Genomic DNA, 19,739 nt, shown 5'->3' with positions numbered 1-19,739 from the left:
TTATCATGAGCCAGCCGCCCAAGGGGCCCGTCCTGATCGACCTCGATACCGCCACGCGCGGCCCGTCTCCCTCTCCGGCCGACGCGCCGCCGGTGCCGGACCTGACGCCGCTGCCGGACGGCGCGGCCATGGGCACCGTCGCGGCGGTGGCCGCCTACCGCCCGTCAACGCTGGCCCGCTGGTTCTGGAGCCTTCTCGGCGCCCTGCTGGTCACGGTGATCTCGCTGGCAGCCTGGAACTACGCTCTGGGCCTGATCGCCGCCTACCCGATCCTCGGCTATGCCGTCACCGCTTTGATTGCAGCCTTCCTGCTGGTCTGCGCCGCCATCGTCGTCAAGGAACTCTCCGCCTTCCGCCGCCTTGCCCGCATCGACGCCCTGCACCGCGCCGCCGACGCCGCGCTGGCCGAAGACGATCTCGAAAAGGCCCGCAGCCTGACCGATGACCTCGTCTCCCTCTACAAGGGCCGCGAGGACACCCGCTGGGGCCGCGACCGCTTCAGTGCGCGCCGCGACGAGATCTTCGACGCCCCGGCCCTCATCCACCATGCCGAGAACGAAATCCTCGCCCCCCTGGACGCCCAGGCCCGCCGCGAGGTCGAAGCCGCCGCCCGCCAGGTCGCCGCCGTCACGGCCATGGTGCCCCTCGCCCTGGCCGATGTCGCCGCCGCGCTCACGTCGAACCTGCGCATGATCCGCCGCATCGCCGAGATCTACGGCGGCCGCTCCGGTACGCTGGGCAGCTGGCGCCTCACACGCGCCGTCTTCTCCCACCTCGTGGCAACCGGCGCCGTGGCCGTGGGCGACGACATGCTGGAACCGATCTTCGGCGCGGGCATCCTCGGCAAACTGTCCCGCCGTTTCGGCGAAGGCATGGTCAACGGCGCCCTCACCGCCCGCGTCGGCGTCGCCGCGATGGAGGTCTGCCGCCCCCTCCCCTTCACCGCGAAAAAACGCCCCTCGGTGCGCAGCATCATCCGCAGCGCCCTGGGCGGTCTCTTCACCCAGGACAAGGCCTGACCGGCCCCGGGCTTCATCTTGATCCAAATACCCTCGGGGGAGTCTCCCGGCACGGGAGACGGGGGCAGAGCCACCACCGGGCCCGCAGGGCCTGTCAAAGCGTGCCCGCAGGGCACTCCGCAGAGCAGCCCGAAGCCCGGGTCCGGAATTCCTTATTTGCAGTCAATGCCTTCACGGGTTTAACCTTCGCCAAACAGCGGAGTGTCCCTCGTGGAAGCGTTACTTGTTGTCCTGGCGTTGGCATTTGTCCTGGGGCTTCCGGCGGGGGTCATCATCACCCTCGTCCAGAACGCCCGGCTGCGGCGCCGCCTTGACGCCCTCGAAGCACGCATCGCGACAGCGCCGCCAATCGCGGTCACGCCCCCCAAGGCGCAGGACACCCCACCTCCGGCCACGACGACCGCCCCGGTTGCCCCAGTCGAACCAGTCAACCCAGTCGCCCCGCCGCGCCCCGATCCTTCTGCGCCGCCTGCGACCCCCGCGACGCCCTGGACCACCCGCACCCCGCCACAACCGACAGAGCCTCAACCGCCCGCGCCCCCCTCTGCCCTGTCGCAGACTGCCGCGCGCTTTGCTGCTTGGCTGCAACAAAACTGGTTCTACGCCATCGCCGCGGTCTCCCTCGCACTGGCCGGGCTGTTCCTCGTGCAATACGGCGTGGAAAAAGGCCTGCTCTCTCCGCCCCTGCGCGTGGCCTCTGCCCTCGCCTTTGGCCTCGCGCTCATCGCGGGCGGGGAACGCATCCGCCGCCGCTCCGGCGATACCGAGGACACGGCCACGGCCTACCTGCCCTCGACCCTGTCCTCGGCGGGCCTCGTCACCCTGATGGGCGGCACCCTCGCCGCCCGCCAGCTCTATGACCTCATCGCCCCCACCCCGGCACTGATCGCCCTCTTTGCCACGGCGCTGGGCGGCCTCCTTCTTGGCTGGCTCAACGGCCCGCTCCTGGCCGCCATCGGCGTGCTCGGCGGCATGGCCGCGCCCTTCCTTGTCGGCGGCTCCTCCGACGCCCCGGAATGGCTGCTATTGTACTTCGCCCTGCTGACCGCCCTTGGCCTCGGGATAGACACCCTGCGCCGCTGGGCCTGGGTCTCGGTGCTCTCGCTGGTCGCGGGCGTCCTCGCCGGAGCGCTGCTCTGGTACACCACCGGGTCCGAGGTCATGCACATGGCCTTCGGAGCCTACGCTGCCGCCCTCGCCCTCATGGCGATCCTGATCCCCGCACGCAGCCTGACCCCCGACCAGCAGGGCATCTGCCTGACACAGGCGCTGGGTGCCGGCACGCCGTCCTTCCCGACGCTGCTGGCCGCCGGGGCGACCCTCGCCGCAAGCCTCATCCTGATCGTGGCCGCCGACCGCAGCCCGACCACGTGGTGGACCGCCCTGATCCTCGCCACGGCGCTCGCCGCGCTGCTGTCCTACTGGTCGAAACGCGCGCCCGGTCTGCAAGATCTCGCCGCCCTGCCCGCGCTGGCCGTCCTGTTCCTCCTCGTCTCGCCGGAACTCACATGGCCGCTGTTGGACGCCCTGCGCACCCAATTGGCCGAGACCGCGACCCAGACCGAGCAGCGCCTCCCGCTCCAGGTCACCCTCGCCTTGCTCGCGCCGCTGGCCCTCACACTGGCCGCCGCCCACCGCTCCCTGCGCGGCGCGCCATTTGCCGCGCATTGGGCCGCGGCCGCAGCCCTCATGGCACCGCTGGGCGGCCTTGCGCTGGAACTGACCTGGCACCCCGCCGAGCTGATCGGCACATGGCCCTGGGCACTGCACGCCCTTGCGGTGGCGGCCCTGATGACCGGCCTCGCCGCCCGCTTTGCCCGCGTCGACGGCGCGGACAAGCTGCGCAGCGCGCTGGCGACGATCTCGGCCCTGGCCTGCCTGGCCTTCGCCCTGTCGGTGATCCTGACCGAAGCCGCGCTGACCCTCGCTCTCGCCGCCACGGTGCTGGCCGCCGCCGCGCTCGACCGCCGCTTCGACCTGGCCCCGCTGGGCGGCTACATCGTCGCGGGCGTCCTCGCGCTGGGCTACCGGCTGGTGGCCGACCCGGGCCTCGACTGGGCCACCTCCGCCCCTTTCATCGAGGCCTTCGCCGCCTACGCGGGCACCCTCGCGGCGCTGCTGGCCGCGTGGCACCTGCTGAAACCCATGGATCGCCCCCGCGAGAGGGTCTTTCTCGAAAGCGCCTGCTGGTCGGTGGGCGCGCTGACGGTCTCTGTCCTGCTCGACCACCTGATCGACGCGCTGACCGGAGGCACCACCTCGGGCACAGAGCACTGGCAACTGGGCCTTTACGCGGCCACCTGGGCCGCGGTGGCACTGGCGCAACTCGACCGCCTGCGCCTGCACAGCCGCCTCAAGTGGTTGCGCATCGGGCTGGCGGCACTGTTCGGGCTGGTGGCCCTGGCGCTGATGGGCTTGGGCCTGCTTGTCGCCAACCCGCTCGACGCGATCTTTGACACCCAGCACATCGCCGGTCCGGTGCTGCTGAACACGCTGGCCCCCGCCTACCTGCTGCCCGCGCTGGTGCTGCTGGCGGGCCTCTGGCGCTGGGAAAGGGACGGCCACCTGCCGCGCCTGCTGCGCCGTGCGCTTGGCGCGGTTGCACTGGCGCTGACCGCGTTCTGGGCCGGGCTGGTGATCCGTCACGCCTGGCAGGGCGGCGACGCGATGGAGATGCGCCACGGCATCACCCAGCCCGAGCTATACAGCTACACCGTTGCGCTGCTGTTCCTTGGCGCCGCGCTGTTCCTGCGCGCGTTGCAGACCGGCCGCGACGGCTTTCGCCGCGCCGGGATCGGCGTCATCGCGCTGGCCATCGCCAAGGTTTTCCTGATCGACGCCTCGGGGCTGGACGGGCTGGCGCGGGTGTTCTCCTTCCTGCTGCTGGGCCTGTCGCTGGCGGGTCTGGCCTGGCTCAATCGGTGGGTGCAGATGCGCCGGACGATTGACACAGATTAAGGCCGCGCCCTTTGCCACCAGCTAGGTCGGGGGACACCCCCGACCTACGGCCGCCGAAAGAGAGCGCCATGATCGACCCGAACCACGGCCACTCCGAGGCCGAGATTGCCGCCCGCCTCGCCGCCCCGCCCGGACGCGGCGACCTGCGCGACGTGGTCTACGGTGCCATCGACGGCGCGGTGACCACCTTTGCCATCGTCGCGGGCGTCGAGGGCGCGGGGCTGTCGCCCTTCATCGTGCTGGCGCTGGGCTTTGCCAACGTGCTGGCGGACGGATTTTCCATGGCCGCCGGGAATTATTCAGCCACCAAGGCCGAACTGGACAACATCCGCCGCATCCGCCGCATCGAAGAGGACCACATCGCCCGCTTCCCCGAAGGCGAGCGCGCCGAACTGCGCGCCATCCTTGCCTCGAAGGGCCTGTCCGGTGCCACGCTGGAGGACGCGACGGACCAGATCAGCCAGAACCGCCGCGCCTGGATCGACCTGATGCTGGACGGCGAATACGGACTGGGCTCCGTCGATCCTCACCCCATGCGCGCCGCGCTGGTGACCTTTGCCGCCTTTCTCGTGGCCGGGCTGGTGCCGATGCTGCCCTTTCTTCTGGGGTTGGAAAACGCCTTTGCCGTGGCGGCGGGCATGACGCTGGCGACCTTCTTTGGCATCGGCACGCTGAAAAGCGTCTGGTCGCTGTCGCCCTGGTGGCGGTCGGGGCTGGAGACGTTGGCCGTGGGCGGTGTGGCGGCGGCGATTGCCTATTATGTCGGGACGCTGTTCGGCTAGGGGCGTGTCCGGAGCTCACCTTCGGTGAGGCGGGGGCGCTGCCCCCGGTCTCCTGCGGAGACTCCCCCGAGGGTATTTTCATCAAGATGAAGGCAAAGGCCGGCGTGCCTTCGTGAGCCTCGTCTGTTCGGTGGGGTATTCCCCACTTAACCGCCGCGCGGGGCTGACCCATAGTGGGCGCATTCAGACCAATCCGTTTCTCTCGAGGTGCTTGCCATGACCAACGCCTTTCCCGGCTTCTTGTCCTTTGATGTCTTGCAGTTTCTCGCCGTTCTCGGGGCTGTGTTGATCCTTTGCGCTTATGCGGCGCACAGTCTGCGGCCGCGCGGGCGGGCGTCGGTCGGGTCGTTCCTGTGCCACGTTCTTGGCGGGCTGTGCCTGATCCCGCCAGCATTCGGTCTGCTGTCGCCTGTGGCGGCAATTGTTCCGCTGGCCTGGGTTGGCCTCAGCCTGACTGCCCTTGTGCTGCGCGGCGGGCTGCGCCGTCCCGGTGCCATTCCGCCCGCCCAGATCCCATGGGCCGCCCTCGCCCGCGAGGCGCGGTCTGGCCCTCAGGCCGATGTTGCCCAGCCCTGTCCCCGGGGTCCGGCGCGCATCGCAGCCTGAGGGTCGCAAGGCCCGTCTTGACCGTCGAGCGGGCCGCAAGGCTCCGGCAACCTCGGGTCTCCCACCCCGTCGAGGTTGCCGGGGCCGCAAGCGTCTGGACATTCCCCGCGCCGCGTCGGAACACTCCCGCCCAACTCCCCGGAGGTTCCATGGCCGACCAACCCTTTCCGCTGCGCATCCTCGTCCTTGGCGCCTACGGGCTGATCGGGGCGGAGGTCTGTCGGCATCTGTCCGGTCAGGGGCATACGGTGATCGCCTCGGGGCGCGATGCACGCGCCGCGGCCCGCGTGCTGCCGCATCTGCCGTTCCGCAGCGCCGATCTGGCGCGCATGGCCGCGACCGACTGGCCCGCACTTCTGGACGGCCTCGATGCGGTGGTGAACTGCGCGGGCGCGCTTCAGGACGGGCCGGGCAACGATCTGGAAGCGCTGCACCATCACGCTCTGGCGACATTGGGGGCCGAGGCGGCGGCGCGCGGCATCCGCGTCGTGCAGGTCTCGGCAGCCGGGGTGCGGGCGGATCATCCGACCATCTTCTTCGCGTCGAAGGCGCGGGGGGACGCGGCGCTCCTGGCTTCGGGGGCCGAGGCGGTGATCCTGCGCCCCGGTCTTGTCATCGGGCAAAGCGCCTATGGCGGCACCGCCCTGCTGCGGATGCTGGCCGCCGTGCCATGGGTGCAGCCGCAGGCGCTGCCCGACACGCCCGTACAGACCGTGGCGCTCGGCGATCTGGCGCAGGCGGTCGAGACCGCCCTGACCCTGCCCCCCGGCACCATCTGGGACCTTGTCGAGGACGCGGCGCACCCGCTGTCGCAGGTCATCGCCGCGCATCGTCACGCGCTGGGCTTTGCCCCGGCGCACCTGACATTCACCGTGCCGGAATGGACCCTCGCCCCCACCGCGCGCATTGCCGATGCTCTCGCACACCTCGGCTGGCGCAGCCCGCTGCGGTCCACCGCGATCCGGGTGCTGGACGGCGGTGTCACCGGCGATCCCGCCCCGTGGCGCGCCCGGCATGGTCCGCTGACGCCCCTGACGGACACCCTGTCACACGCCGCCCTCGGCCCCGAGCATCGCCTGCAGGCCCGCGCCGCCCTGCTCATGCCGCTCGCCATCGCGACGCTTTGCCTGTTCTGGCTGCTCTCCGGCGTCATCGCGCTGGTCCACCTGGACGACGCCGCGACCCACCTGACCGCCATCGGCTGGCCGCCCGGCCTCGCCAGGGCCTCTGTCGCCTTCTGGTCGCTGGTGGATATCGCCCTCGGCCTCGCCGTGCTGCACCGCCCCTCCGCCCCGCGCGCCTGCGCCGCCATGATCGCCACCTCGGTGATCTACCTCGCTTCGGCCACGGTCCTGACGCCCGAGATGTGGGCTGACCCGCTTGGTCCGCTGGTCAAGGTCCTGCCCGCCGTGATGCTCGCCGCCCTCACGCCCACGCTGATGGAGACCCGCTGAATGGAAGAGATCCTCCGCTGGCTGCACGTCATCGGCGCGACCGTGCTGTTCGGCACCGGGGCGGGCATCGCATTCTTCATGCTGATGGCGCACCTGAGCCGCGATGCAAGGATCATCGCCCACACCGCCGGGACCGTCGTGCTGGCGGACACGCTGTTCACCGCCACCGCCGTCATCGCCCAGCCTGTCACCGGCTACCTCCTCGCGCGCGAGATCGGCTGGCCGCTGACCGAGGGCTGGCTGGCGCTGTCACTGGTGCTCTACGTGCTGACGGGGCTGTTCTGGCTGCCGGTGGTCTGGATCCAGATCCGCCTGCGCGACCTTGCCCGCGCGGCGCGCGACAGCGGCCAACCGCTGCCAGAGCGCTACTTCAGGCTGTTCCGCATCTGGTTCATCTGCGGCTTTCCGGCCTTCTTTGCCGTGGCCGCGATCCTCTGGCTGATGCTGACGCGCCCGTCCCTCGGGTAACGCAGCAGACCACGCCCCCAAAACGCATACAAAAAGGCCGGAGGTCCAAAGACCCCCGGCCCGTTCCCGCCACCCGCATGGGGGATAACGACGCGCCCGGCAGCGTTCCGGGCGGCTTTCACTCGGATGGCGGAATCTGCATGGCCGCCGGACGCTCCGTTCCGGCGCCATCTGTCGGCATCACCTGCACCAGCCGCGACTGGCCGGACATCGGGCCCTGCGCCTCGGTCAGGCCCGGGGACAGGCTGACGGCGATGGCCCCGGCGAGGATCACCAGCCCCGCCACGATCAGGCCCAGCCAGCTGCCCGCGCTCAGCCGCGTCGAACGAACCGGCGCGCGCATGTCCAGCATGAACGGCGCCCGCATATACGAGGGCCGCATGTACGGGGGCCTTGCATCGCCTTGAGCTTCGTAGGTCATCGGGGCCTCCTCCCTGCAAACACGTAAAACCTGCACAGGACCGGGCTGTTCAAGGCCTCGGCATGGGGCGCGGGGCTATCCCGTGCGCCTCTGCGCTGAGGCAAAGATGGGGCCTTTGTGCCACAGCTCAACGGCTGTCGCGCAGATCGGCGTGGACCGGCTCGGACCCGCCCAAAGCGACGATTCGCATCGGCCAAAACCCACCGACGCAAATCACGAAACCCGTGAGGAGACGGCTTCGCACGAGACAGTTAACAATTTGATAACGAAAGGAGAAATCCGAAGGCCACGCTCCGCGCGCCCGGATACAGCGACTCATCGCAGGATCGGCACGCCCCCCGGCCCGCTCATGCGCTCGACCACCCCCGCGCGCAAGCTGGCCCCGATACGGTGCGCCAGCGCCGACCAGGCTTCGGCCTGATCGGGGCGCAATTCCAGCCGCAGGACAGAGTCGAACAGCCCCAGCCATGTCTCGAACATCCCCGGCCGCACGTTGCCCGCATCCCGGTGCACGATCAGCGGATTGCCGTCATAGCCCTTTTCATAGAGGATCGCATTGGCCCAGAAGGAGGCCACCTTCGCCTCGTGCGACGGCCAGTCGGTGACATGCGCGGCAAAGACCGGACCCAGCCCCGGATGCCGTCGGACGGCATCGTAGAAGGTCGCCACCACGCGCTCGATCTCGTCGCGGGTCACGTCGAATTTCGCCAATGCGGCCATGAGCCTCCCCTTCCACGCGCGCTGCCCGATTTCTCGTCGAGAAATCGTACCCCCCAGATGGACCCGCGGCGCGCCCCATGCAAGGCGTCACGGTGTCCCGGTGAAGTCGGGGCTCCGCCCCGTTCGGCCCTTGAAAGGTCCCCCGGACCTTTCACCGGCTGCGCCGGACCGGGCCTCACCCCCCGAGGTATTTGGGAAACCAAAGAAGCAGGGGCGGCGGTACGTCCTCCCTGCGTGGGACGCCCTGTGGAGAGCGGCCCCGAGCCACGCCCGTCCCCTCTGGACCCCTCTGCCCTTGCGTCCTATAAGGCGCGCATGACGATACGCACCGCGATCATCATTCGAATTATTTGCCCGGCGCTCTGACCTCCAGACGCCGGGACAAGGCGCATGGGCTTCCCGCGCCGACCGCACCCTTCCAGTGACACGACAGATCGACAGGACGCCCCCCATGTGCGCCGACACTCCCGACACCACCCCTGACTACAAAGACACCCTCGCCCTGCCCGTAACCGACTTCCCGATGCGCGCGGGCCTGCCCAAGCGCGAACCCGACTGGCTCAAGCGCTGGGCGGACATGGACGTTTACGGCCAGCTCCGCACCAAGGCCGAAGACGGCGGACGCGAGCCCTTCACCCTGCATGACGGCCCTCCTTACGCCAACGGTCACCTGCACATCGGTCACGCGCTGAACAAGACGTTGAAGGACTTCATCGTCCGCTCGCAGCAGATGATGGGCCGCGATGCCCGCTACGTCCCCGGCTGGGACTGCCACGGCCTGCCGATCGAGTGGAAGATCGAGGAGCAGTACCGCGCCAAGGGCCTCGACAAGGACGAGGTCGACGTCGTCTCCTTCCGCCAGGAATGCCGCAAGTTCGCCGAGGGCTGGATCGACATCCAGCGCGAGGAGTTCAAGCGCCTCGGCATCACCGGCAACTGGGCGGATCCCTACCTGACCATGGACTTCCACGCCGAGCGTGTCATCGCCGAGGAATTCCAGAAGTTCCTGATGAACGGCGTGCTCTACCAGGGGTCCAAGCCCGTCATGTGGTCGCCTGTCGAAAAGACCGCCCTGGCCGAGGCCGAGGTTGAATACCACGACCGCCAGACCGACGCGATCTGGGTGAAGTTCCGCGTGGCCGGCATCTCCGGCTCCGACGAGCTGGTGGATTTCATGATCGACCAGGTGGGCGAGGAGGCCTACCAGGCCGAGGTGCAGTCGCTGACGATGGATTGCGCCGACGCCTATGTCATCATCTGGACCACCACGCCCTGGACCATCCCGCAGAACCGCGCCGTCTGCTACAACGACGATATCAAGTACGGCATCTACGAGATCCTCGACACGCCCGAGGAATGCTGGGCCGTCAAGGAACAGAAATACATCCTCGCCGATGATCTGGCCGAGGCGACCTTTGCCCGTGCCCGTCTGGAACCGCACATGGTGCGCCGCCTGCGCGACGCGCCGCCGCAACTGCTGAAATGCATGACCCTCGCCCACCCCTTCGAGGGCGCGCCCGAGGCCGCGGGCGAGTGGAACTTCACCGTGCCGATGCTGTCGGGCGATCACGTCACCGCAGATGCAGGTACGGGTTTCGTGCACACCGCGCCCTCGCACGGTGACGACGACTATATGATCGGGCTGAAGCACGGCCTGCCCATGACCTACAACATCATGGACGATTCCAGCTTCCGCGCCGACCTGCCGTTCTTTGGCGGCCTGCGCGTCTATGACGAGAAAGGCAAGCCGGGCAAGGCGAACAAGGCGGTCATCGACAAGCTGGTCGAACTGCACGGTCTGCTTGCCCGCCAGCGCCTGACCATCTCGGACGCGCATTCCTGGCGTTCCAAGGCCCCTGTGATCCGCCTCAACCGCCCGCAGTGGTTCGCCGCCATCGACCGCGAGGTCGGCGACGGCAACGACGCCTATGGCAAGACCATCCGCCAGCGCGCCCTGACCTCCATCGACGAACTCGTAACCTGGACCCCGCAGACCGGCCGCAACCGCCTTTATTCCATGATCGAGGCGCGGCCGGACTGGGTCCTGTCGCGTCAGCGCGCATGGGGCGTCCCGCTCACCTGCTTCACCCGCAAGGGCGTGCAGCCGGACGAGGACGGCTTCCTGCTGCAGGACGCAGCCGTCAACGCCCGCATCCTCGAAGCCTTCGAGTCCGAAGGTGCCGACGCATGGTACAAGGACGGCGCCAAGGAACGCTTCCTCGGCAACGACTACGACCCCTCGGAATGGGATCAGGTCTTTGACGTGCTCGACGTCTGGTTCGACTCCGGCTCCACGCACGCCTTCGTCCTGCGCGACCGACCGGACGGCACCAAGGACGGCCTCGCCGACCTCTACCTCGAAGGCACCGACCAGCACCGCGGCTGGTTCCATTCCTCGATGCTTCAGGCCTGCGGCACCCGTGGCCGCGCGCCCTATCGCGGCGTGCTGACCCACGGCTTCACGCTGGACGAGAAGGGCAACAAGATGTCCAAATCGCTCGGCAATACCGTGGCGCCAGAGGATGTCATCAAGGAATACGGCGCCGACATCCTCCGCCTCTGGGTGGCGCAGTCGGATTACACCGCCGACCTGCGCATCGGTAAGGAAATCCTCAAGAACGTGGCCGACAGCTACCGCCGCCTGCGCAACACCATGCGCTACCTGCTGGGCGCGGTCAGCCATTTCACCGAGGACCAGCGCGTTCAGCCGCAGGACATGCCGGAGCTGGAACAATACATCCTGCACCGCCTGACCGAACTCGATAAGACCGTCCGCGAGGGCTACACCAAGTACGACTTCCAGGGCGTGTTCCAGCAGGTGTTCAACTTCTGCACCATCGAACTCTCGGCCTTCTACTTCGACATCCGCAAGGACGCGCTGTACTGCGACGGCGACACCGCCCGCCGCCGCGCCGCGCGCACCGTCATGGATGCGCTCTTCCACCGCCTGACGACCTGGCTCGCACCGATCCTCGTCTTCACGATGGAGGAAGTCTGGCTGGAACGCTTCCCGGGCGACACTTCCTCGGTCCACCTTCAGGACATCCCCGAGACGCCCGCCGACTGGACGAACCAGCCCCTTGCTGACAAATGGCAAAAGGTCCGCCGCGCCCGCCGCGCCGTCACTGCCGCCCTCGAAGTGCAGCGCACCGACAAGGTCATCGGCGCCTCGCTCGAGGCCGCGCCGACCGTGCATGTCTCCGACGCGGCCCTGCTGGCCTCGCTGCAGAGCATCCCGTTCGAGGATGTCTGCATCACCTCGGCCATCACGCTGACCGACGCGCCTGCGCCCGATGACGCCTTCCGCGTCACCGACGTGCCGGAGATCGCCGTGGTCTTCGCCAAGGCCGAGGGCGAGAAGTGCCAGCGCTGCTGGAAGATCCTGCCGGACGTGGGCACCCACGAACACCCGGCCACCTGCGCGCGCTGCGACGAAGCGCTCTGATCGCGCGCCACCAATTCCCAAAGGCCCTGCCCTCACCGGCGGGGCCTTTTCCTTTCCCGACGCGCAACCGGTTTCCTGCAAGGAAACTGCCCCGGAAACTTTTCAAGTTTCCGCCTACCCCCGGACTTATCCCCGACGGCCCGTCACGATCCGTAGGGTGGGTTTGCAACCCACCTGTGCCGCCTCACCCTACCGTGAGTTTGGTTAATTATTCCGTAACGTCACTTTAACCTTTCGTTTCGCGCGAAACGCTCCGCGCATCCCTCCGGTTTCGCGCGAAAACTTTTCGGCCTTTTCCGCCTCCGACTCGGGGCAAACCCACCGTTTCCCCAGCGCCCGCCGCGTTAACTGCGCCCTCTCGCGCCCAATTCCCCGAGTCGATATCCTTACCAATCGGCCGGGACTCGGCGCATTTCCGGCCGGTACGGTAAAAACATCCTGAAAGTAACAGACCGCGCGCACCGCTTTCGTGGCATTGCCGCAAGGGCAGCTCAACCTTGACGCGCACCTCGGAAAAATGTCTTAATAGCCCCATTACCGTCGGGCCATTCCTGCACAACCCTTTGTCGTAACGAAAGAAATTTTCATGTCCCTGCCGCCCCTCTCCGAGGAGGAGCTTGACGCCCTCCTTGTCTCCGGCGACCGCGAGGCCGAACTGCGCGACAGCTTCGGCGACCCGCTCTACGAGGAACTCCGCCATCTCGCGCGGCAGGATCAGGCCACCCGCCCGACCCGGAAAAGCCATTCCGGCCAAGTGTTTATCCTCCCCGGCATCATGGGATCAAAGCTGTCGGTGCGCGAACCCCGCGACACCGACCTGGTCTGGCTGAACCCCCTCGCCCTGCGCATGGGCCGCATATCCGAACTCAAATACCCGGATTCCCACGATATTTTCGCCTCCGGCATCTTTCACTTCGCCTACACCCGGATGCGCCTCGCCCTGCAACTGAAGGGCTACAAGGTCCAGCACATCCCCTTTGACTGGCGTCATAGCGTCCCGGATATTGCCAATAAAATCAGCCCATTGATCGAACAGGCCACGGGCCCCGTCTCGCTGATCTGTCATTCCATGGGCGGCCTCGTGGGCCGTGCCCTTGCCGCCGGAAACCGCGAAAAGATCCGCAATGTCATCACCTTGGGCACCCCGAACCGCGGCTCCTACGCCCCGGTCACCGTCCTGCGCGGGCTGCACAAGAACGTCCACCTCCTCGCCCGTCTGGACAAGACACACTCCCCCAAACAGCTCGTCGATCAGGTCATGTGCCGTCTCCCCGGCCTGCTCGAGATGCTCCCCAGCCCCGACGCCCGTCCCGCAGAGCATTGGTTCAAAACAGATTTCTGGCCTTCCGGCACGTCCCTCCCCCCCGGTGACGCCCTCGCCCTCGCAGCCACGGCCCAGTCCGACCTGCCGCCGCCCGATGACCGCTTCACCCAGATCATCGGCCTCGGTCACGAGACCCTGCGCGGTGTGAAAATCGACAGCGATTCCATGGAGTTCACCTCGGACACCGATGGTGACGGCACGGTGCCCCGCGACCTGGCCGAGATGGACGGGGCCGCCAACCGCTATTACGTCGAGGGGGAGCACGGCGGACTGTGCAATCAGTCTTTGTTAATAAAGGCCTGCGACGATATCCTCAGCGGCCGTAAACCGTCCCTCGCCACCACGCCCGACGCGCTCTCGCGCCGCACGACGCCGAAAACGCACGACGAAAAGACCCTGCGCAGCGCCGCCCGCAGCGGCCTTCCCCGCGAAGCGGATGCCCCCGACGCCGTCAGCGACGCCGCCCTTCTCGAAGGTTTCCTCGCCGCCACCGCCGATCTCCAGCCGATCCAGCCAGCCCCGGAACCGCCCGTCCCGACACCGCAGCCGGAACCCGAACCCCAGACACACGTCTACACCCGCCAGCGTACCGCGCTGCGCCGCATCAACATCAACGTCATGAACGCCGATATCCTCGATGTGCCTGCGGACGCCTATGTCTTTGGTATCTTTGAAGGAGTCACCACCCTCGGCGGCGCCATCGGTGCGGTAGACCACGAACTCGGCGGCATCCTCTCGGCGCTTCTGGCGGACGGTCAGATCAGCGGCCGCAAGGGCGAGGTCAGCTTCATCCCCATCCCGCGCCACCACCTGCGCACCTCGCATGTGGTCATCGTCGGCCTCGGCCCCTTTGGCCCCGAGGACACCATCCTCTCCGCCGTCCGCGTCGCGGGCCGTAACCTCATGCGATCGCTGTGCATTTCCGAGGTCGCGAGTTTCGCAAGCATCCTCCCCGGCGCGGGCTCCGGCCCCGCCCCGGTCAAGATCTTCCAGGCCCTCTTCACCGGCATCTTCGAGGCGCTGGAGGATTGGGACGAGGACCAATCGTTTTCCTGCATCCGCATCTGCGAATTCGACAAGGACCGCTACACCGGCATCGTGCGCAGCCTGAACAAGACCTTCGCCGACGTGAACATGCCCGACTGCGAAATCGTCGTGCAGGAGAAACCCGCCCCCGCCGCCCGTGGTCCCCGCCGCAACGCTCCGCGCCAGCGCCAGCCGCTGCCGGACATCTTCACCGTGCGCGCCGAGATCACCGGAGTGGAGACCGCCAATCCGCGTATCGCGTTGTTCCTGCACCATGTTTCCGGCTCCGGGCGGACCCGCGCCAGCGTCCAGACCTCCGAGGCGCACTTTGGCCTGAACGATCTCACCACGCGGATGGAGCCGCTGTCCAAATCCCCCAGCCCGGACCAGCTGCCGAAGATCGCGGATGAAATCGAGCACCTGATCCTGCACCGCGACTTCCTCGATGCGTTCGAGTACGACCACGACTCCGGCTACGGCCTGCAGATCATTTGCGACGCCTGGGCCTCGCGCATCCCGTGGGAGGTGCTGCATCTGGGCGGTCCGCCGATCGCGCTGAACGGCGGCATCAGCCGCTGGTATCTGCCCGCCGCCGCCGGAGTCAGCCGGTCCGCCCGCCGTCCGCTACAGGTCCGATCTGCCCGCGATATCAGGATGTTGCTGGTCTCCGATCCAACCGAGAACCTGCGCGGTGCCCGCGCCGAGGCCGAGGCGATCAAGTCCACCCTGCTGGGCCACGACGGCTTTGCCCTGCGCACGAAATCCGGCGCCGAGGCCACGCTGCACGCCGTCACCGAGCTGCTGGGCTGCTCGGACAGTGACAAGCTGTTCGACGTCTTCCACTACGCCGGGCACGCGTTCTTCGAGGCCACAGACCGCGCCCGCAGCGGGCTTGTGCTGGCCGGGAACCAGTACCTGCACGGCACTGACATCGCGCAGATGGCGCAGGTGCCGGGCTTCGTCTTCCTCAATGCCTGTGAATCCGGGCGCGTCCGCAAGGCCCCCGACCCCGACGCCGCCGAGCCCACGCCGCAGGACTTCGCCGCCCGCAACTCGGGCCTCGCCGAGGCCTTCCTGCTGGCGGGTGTGCGGCACCTCGTGGGGACGTTCTGGCCGGTCTACGACGACACGGCGCTGCAATTCTCATCAATGTTCTACGAGGGCATCCGCAACGAGACCATCGGCGCGGCCCTGACCCGCGCACGGCGGGACGTGAACGCCAAGGGCAGCGCGGAATGGGTGAATTACATCCACTACGGGGCGGCGAATGACCGCATCTGATCCCGCGGGCCCGTCGTCAAATCAACAGTCAAGCCCGCCGTCAAACCAACCCTCAGGCCAGCCCGCGGTCGCGCGCGATCATTGCGGCGTGGGTGCGGTTGCGCGCCTCCAGCTTGCGCGACAGGGTCTTCACATGCAGCTTCACCGTAACTTCCTGCAACTCCAGGTCGCGGGCGATTTCCTTGTTGGACTTGCCCTCGCAGATGCCGCGCAGCACCTCCAGCTCCCGCCGTGTCAGCGTGCCGCCGGTCTCGTCCGCCGGTTTTTGCATGAAATCGATGGGCGCGTATATCTCGCCCGCCGCCATGAACCGCGCGGCCGTCAGCAGCGACCGGGCGCTGAGCGTCTTCGGAATGAACCCTTGCGCCCCGGACTTCAGTGCCGCATCCGCCACGTCGCGCGATGCGCTGCCGGACAGGATCGCCACCGGGCGGCCATCGTTGGCTTCCCGCATGCGGCCAAGCCCCTCAAGCCCGTTCATTCCCGGCATGTTGTAATCCAGAAGAACCAGATCGAAACTGCCCGAAGCCTTCGCCGCGCGCACGGCCTCGTCCAGCGTGGCGACGGTCTGGACCTCGTCGATATCGGCCCCGTCCAGAAAGGCTGCAATGGTCTCGCGGACCAGATCGTGATCGTCTGCCACAAGAATCCGCATAGCGATGTCCTTTCTGCCCTACCCCGGCGCCATTCACATTGCGCACAGGTGCCCCGAATTGCCACTCCGCTCGCGCATGAACGACTTTACGCCCGCGAAGATTAAGACACCACTTACATGTCGGCCATACAGTACAGGATCACAATCCCGACCAAGGTTGTGCAACCACCGATAAAGTTAACAAAAGGTAAATAAACGATGCGGGTATTTGCCTATACCGCACAGCCTATACGAATGCACTTGCACATTTCGTGACACCCGCAGTAGCGAACTGGCGTCAGTTGCGATACGGTTCTGTATGTCCGCTGATGCCAGTGTCATTAACGAAGGTTAATGTTATGGAAAAGCTCTTTATGAGATATTTCAAAACTTTCTTGGCCATTCTTGTGATGGCGACACCCCTCCACGCCCAGGAACTGGGCACACCCGAAGGGGATGTGCTCCTGACAATTTCAGGAGAAATCAACCAGACCAATGTCGGCGACACGGCGCAGTTTGACCGTGCCATGCTCGAGGACCTCGGCCTGCGCAAGATCGTGACCCATACAATCTGGACCGAAGGCCCGCAGACCTTCGAAGGCGTCCCGCTGAAAACGCTGGCCGATCTGCTCGGGATCGAGGGCGGCATGATCAGCGCCGTCGCGGTCAACGACTACGCCGTGGAAATTCCCTTTGCAGATGTCACCGAGGATGCCGCCATCCTCGCAATCAAGCGCAACGGAAATCCGATGTCCGTCCGGGACAAGGGTCCGATCTGGCTGATCTACCCCTATGACTCCGACCTCCGCTACCGTTCGGAAACCTATCACGCGCGCAGCATCTGGCAGCTGGTCCGTCTTGTCGTCGCGCCCTGAGCGCCCCACACTGTCGCGACGACACGAGGCACCTGACGTGACCGCACAAAGCTGCTATCACCCCAGCCGATCTTTACCCGGCACCGACACGTGCCCCGCAAGCAGCAGGAGCAGCGCTTGATCCGACAGGGCGCCATCGGTTTTTCGCCCAATGCCCTCGTGCGGCGAGGCCTCGCTGCCTGCGTCGTTGCCCTGCTGATCGGCGTCATCGTTCTCCTCGTCATAGAGGTCCGTCACCAGCTGACCCTGCTCGACGCCTCCGCGTCGGAGAACGTGCAATGGACCCTCGGTCAGGCCGAGACCGAGATCATGGCGCTGCAACTGGCCATCATGGCGGCACAGAACGAGCCCGACAGCCTGCGGGATGTGCGGCTGCGCTTTGACATCGTCTACAGTCGCATCGACACGCTGAACCGGGCGCAGGTGCTGGCGGAATTGCGCCAGTTGCCGGGCATGGAACAGCGCCTCGACGATGCGCTCATGTTCCGCAGCAAATGGGTGCCCGTGGTTGACGGCCCGGATGACGCCCTGCGTGACGCCTTGCCCGCCTTCTTCGGCGAATCGGCGGCCCTGCGCGGCGAACTGCGCGCGCTGGCACTGGATGGCGTCGCCTATTTTGCCCGCGTCGGCGATTTGCGCCGGATCGAGATTTCGCGCATCCTGTCCTCCATTGGCATGATGACCGTCGCGCTCGTCGGCATCCTCATGATCCTGATGATCGCCGTCCTGCGCCTCGCCCGCCAGCGCGAGCGGGAATCCCTCCGAAACCAGGAAACGCGCGAGCGCATGGAGACGATCATCTCCACCTCGCTGGACGCCGTCGTGGTGATCGACCGCACCGACCGCATCGTTGAATGGAACGGCGCCGCCGAGCGGGTCTTTGGCTACAGCCACGACGAGGCCGTGGGCGCCGAAATGGCATCCCTCATCGTCCCGCCGCATTTTCAGGGCATGCACCGTCAGGCCATGCTGCACTATGCCCGCACGGGTTCGGGACGCATCATCGGACGCGGCATCGTCCAGCTGGAAGCGCAGCGCAAGGACGGCACGATCTTCCCTGTCGACCTGTCGCTGGCCGAGGCAAAGAGCCCGCGCGGAGAGATGTTCGTGGCCTTCATCCGCGACATCTCGGACCGTGTGCGCGGCGAACAGGCGCTGAAACACGCCCGCGACCGCGCCGTCGCTGGGGAAAAGCAGAAGGCCGAACTGCTGGCCGTCATGAGCCACGAGATGCGCACGCCCCTCAACGGCATCCTCGGCACCATCGACCTGTTCAACGACATCCAGCTGGACGACGAGAACAAGCGTTACCTGCGCATCATCCGCCAGTCTGGCGAGGCGCTGCTGGCGCATGTGAACGACGTTCTCGACATCTCGCGGCTGGACGCGGGCAAGATGACCCTGCGCAACACGCGCTTCGACCTTGTGGCCCTGCTCGAAGAGATCGTCGAAAGCCAGTCGGAACGCGCCCGCGCGCAGGGCAACAAACTGGTGCTGGCCCCGCCCAGCCCCGAACTGCATAACGTCTGGTCCGACCCCGACCGCCTGCGGCAGATCCTGCTGAACCTTCTGTCCAACGCGATCAAGTTCACCCGCAATGGCCGGATCACCATCGAGGCGGACTGCTCCGAAGGGCTGCAGGAGGTCGAAATCCGCGTGATCGACACCGGCGTGGGGATCAGGCCGGAAGACCTTCAACGGATCTTCGATGACTTCGTGACCATCGATTCCAGCTACGGGCGGCGCAACGCCGGCACCGGTCTGGGGCTGGGCATCTCCACCCGGCTGGCTGCCGCGCTGGGGGGCGATCTGGGCGCCGAAAGCGAACCTGGCGACGGCTCGGTCTTCTGGCTGCGCCTGCCGCTGGCCCCACCCCGGAACGGCGACCAGCCCCCTCCGCCCATGTCCCTCCATACAGAACCCGAGGCTCCGGCCCTGCCGCCCTTGAAGGTGCTGCTGGTCGAGGACAACGCCATCAACCGCGAGGTGGCACAAAAGATGCTCTCCCGCGACGGCCATTACGTAACCGAGGCCGAGAACGGTCAGGCCGGTGTCGACCTTGCCGCGCAGCAGGCCTTCGACGTCATCCTCATGGACATTTCCATGCCGGGTCTGGACGGTATCGCCGCCTCGCGCGCCATCCGCAGCAGCGCTGGCCCATGTATCGCAACGCCCATCGTCGCCACCACCGCGCACGCCCTGCCCGACGAGGTCAGCGCCTTCCACGCGGCGGGCATGAACGCCGTCCTGACAAAGCCCATCACCACCCGCAGCCTGCGTCACGCTCTGGCCACCGCGCTGTCACTTCACGCGACGCCCTCCGAAACGCCCGCTGCCGACGGTTCGCATTCCGCTCTGGATGACGCGCATTTCGCCGAACTGCTCGAAGACCTGCCCGCCGACCGCCTGCAATCCGCCCTGCGTGACTTTGCAACCGAGATGCAGGCCTTCCTTTCGACCCTGCCGCAGGCCCTCGACGCGACCGACCCGGCCTATGCAGACCTTGCCGCCGAGGCGCACAGACTGGCCGGATCTGCGGGTGTCTTCGGCGCCATGCGCATGGCGGACCTGCTCCGTCAGACCCAGACCGCCGCGACGCCCGAAACGCTCGACAGGCTGCGCACGCTACTCCGCCAGATGCAGACCGAATGGCCCACCACGCAGGCGGCCTTCGTCGCCAAGGGCTTCTCGGCCATCCCCCGCGAGGACTCCCCGCAGGGCTAAGC

13 protein-coding genes are annotated in these 19,739 nt (G+C 67.2%); 10 read left to right on the top strand and 3 right to left on the bottom strand.

Features of this window, described 5'->3' with window-relative positions; all coding sequences use genetic code 11:
- Nucleotides 1-5 precede the first annotated feature (5 nt).
- From ACP16H_RS10315 to ACP16H_RS10290, 6 genes are all read left to right on the top strand, one after another.
- Entirely contained in the window at nucleotides 6-1,019 is a 1,014-nt protein-coding gene (locus ACP16H_RS10315; protein ID WP_425072201.1) for a YcjF family protein, read from the top strand.
- A gap of 210 nt (nucleotides 1,020-1,229) precedes the next feature.
- Entirely contained in the window at nucleotides 1,230-3,977 is a 2,748-nt protein-coding gene (locus ACP16H_RS10310) for a DUF2339 domain-containing protein (protein WP_425072200.1), read from the top strand.
- A gap of 68 nt (nucleotides 3,978-4,045) precedes the next feature.
- The gene (locus tag ACP16H_RS10305) at nucleotides 4,046-4,759 is read left to right on the top strand and encodes a VIT1/CCC1 transporter family protein (protein ID WP_425072199.1); all 714 of its coding nucleotides are present in this window, start codon (nucleotides 4,046-4,048) and stop codon (nucleotides 4,757-4,759) included.
- A 216-nt stretch (nucleotides 4,760-4,975) separates the two neighbouring features.
- Nucleotides 4,976-5,365, top strand: a complete 390-nt coding sequence (locus ACP16H_RS10300) for a hypothetical protein (RefSeq protein WP_425072198.1) — start codon at nucleotides 4,976-4,978, stop codon at nucleotides 5,363-5,365.
- Nucleotides 5,366-5,514: 149 nt separating this feature from the next.
- A complete protein-coding gene (locus ACP16H_RS10295) occupies nucleotides 5,515-6,819 on the top strand; it encodes an SDR family oxidoreductase (protein ID WP_425072197.1) in 1,305 nt (434 codons plus the stop codon).
- On the top strand, nucleotides 6,820-7,287 hold the full coding sequence (locus tag ACP16H_RS10290; protein WP_425072196.1) for a DUF2269 family protein: 468 nt from the start codon (nucleotides 6,820-6,822) through the stop codon (nucleotides 7,285-7,287).
- 118 nt (nucleotides 7,288-7,405) lie between these two features.
- Here ACP16H_RS10290 and ACP16H_RS10285 read toward each other — a convergent pair whose 3' ends face one another.
- Nucleotides 7,406-7,708 (bottom strand): hypothetical protein, encoded by a 303-nt coding sequence (locus tag ACP16H_RS10285; protein ID WP_425072195.1) that lies wholly within the window; start codon nucleotides 7,706-7,708, stop codon nucleotides 7,406-7,408.
- Between the two features lie 315 nt (nucleotides 7,709-8,023).
- Nucleotides 8,024-8,428: a group III truncated hemoglobin gene (locus tag ACP16H_RS10280; protein WP_425072194.1), complete on the bottom strand. Its 405-nt coding sequence runs from the start codon at nucleotides 8,426-8,428 to the stop codon at nucleotides 8,024-8,026.
- Between the two features lie 451 nt (nucleotides 8,429-8,879).
- On the opposite strand from ACP16H_RS10280, the gene ileS reads away from it, so the two are divergent.
- Both ileS and ACP16H_RS10270 read left to right on the top strand, forming a co-directional pair.
- Nucleotides 8,880-11,873, top strand: a complete 2,994-nt coding sequence (ileS, locus tag ACP16H_RS10275; RefSeq protein ID WP_425072193.1) for an isoleucine--tRNA ligase — start codon at nucleotides 8,880-8,882, stop codon at nucleotides 11,871-11,873.
- A 586-nt stretch (nucleotides 11,874-12,459) separates the two neighbouring features.
- Nucleotides 12,460-15,504 (top strand): CHAT domain-containing protein, encoded by a 3,045-nt coding sequence (locus tag ACP16H_RS10270; RefSeq protein WP_425072192.1) that lies wholly within the window; start codon nucleotides 12,460-12,462, stop codon nucleotides 15,502-15,504.
- A 52-nt stretch (nucleotides 15,505-15,556) separates the two neighbouring features.
- Here the strand turns inward: ACP16H_RS10270 and ACP16H_RS10265 are convergent, their stop codons facing one another.
- Nucleotides 15,557-16,159, bottom strand: a complete 603-nt coding sequence (locus ACP16H_RS10265) for a response regulator (RefSeq protein ID WP_425072191.1) — start codon at nucleotides 16,157-16,159, stop codon at nucleotides 15,557-15,559.
- A gap of 389 nt (nucleotides 16,160-16,548) precedes the next feature.
- Here ACP16H_RS10265 and ACP16H_RS10260 point away from each other — a divergent pair, with 389 nt between their 5' ends.
- Nucleotides 16,549-17,013, top strand: a complete 465-nt coding sequence (locus ACP16H_RS10260; protein ID WP_425072190.1) for a molybdopterin-dependent oxidoreductase — start codon at nucleotides 16,549-16,551, stop codon at nucleotides 17,011-17,013.
- A 117-nt stretch (nucleotides 17,014-17,130) separates the two neighbouring features.
- The gene (locus ACP16H_RS10255) at nucleotides 17,131-19,737 is read left to right on the top strand and encodes an ATP-binding protein (protein WP_425072189.1); all 2,607 of its coding nucleotides are present in this window, start codon (nucleotides 17,131-17,133) and stop codon (nucleotides 19,735-19,737) included.
- The last annotated feature ends 2 nt before the right edge of the window (nucleotides 19,738-19,739 follow it).

This window comes from Sagittula sp. S175, assembly GCF_049800975.1.
GTDB lineage: Bacteria > Pseudomonadota > Alphaproteobacteria > Rhodobacterales > Rhodobacteraceae > Sagittula.
The sequence above is the reverse complement of the archived record's forward strand: the minus strand, read 5'-3'. Positions and strand labels throughout refer to the sequence as shown.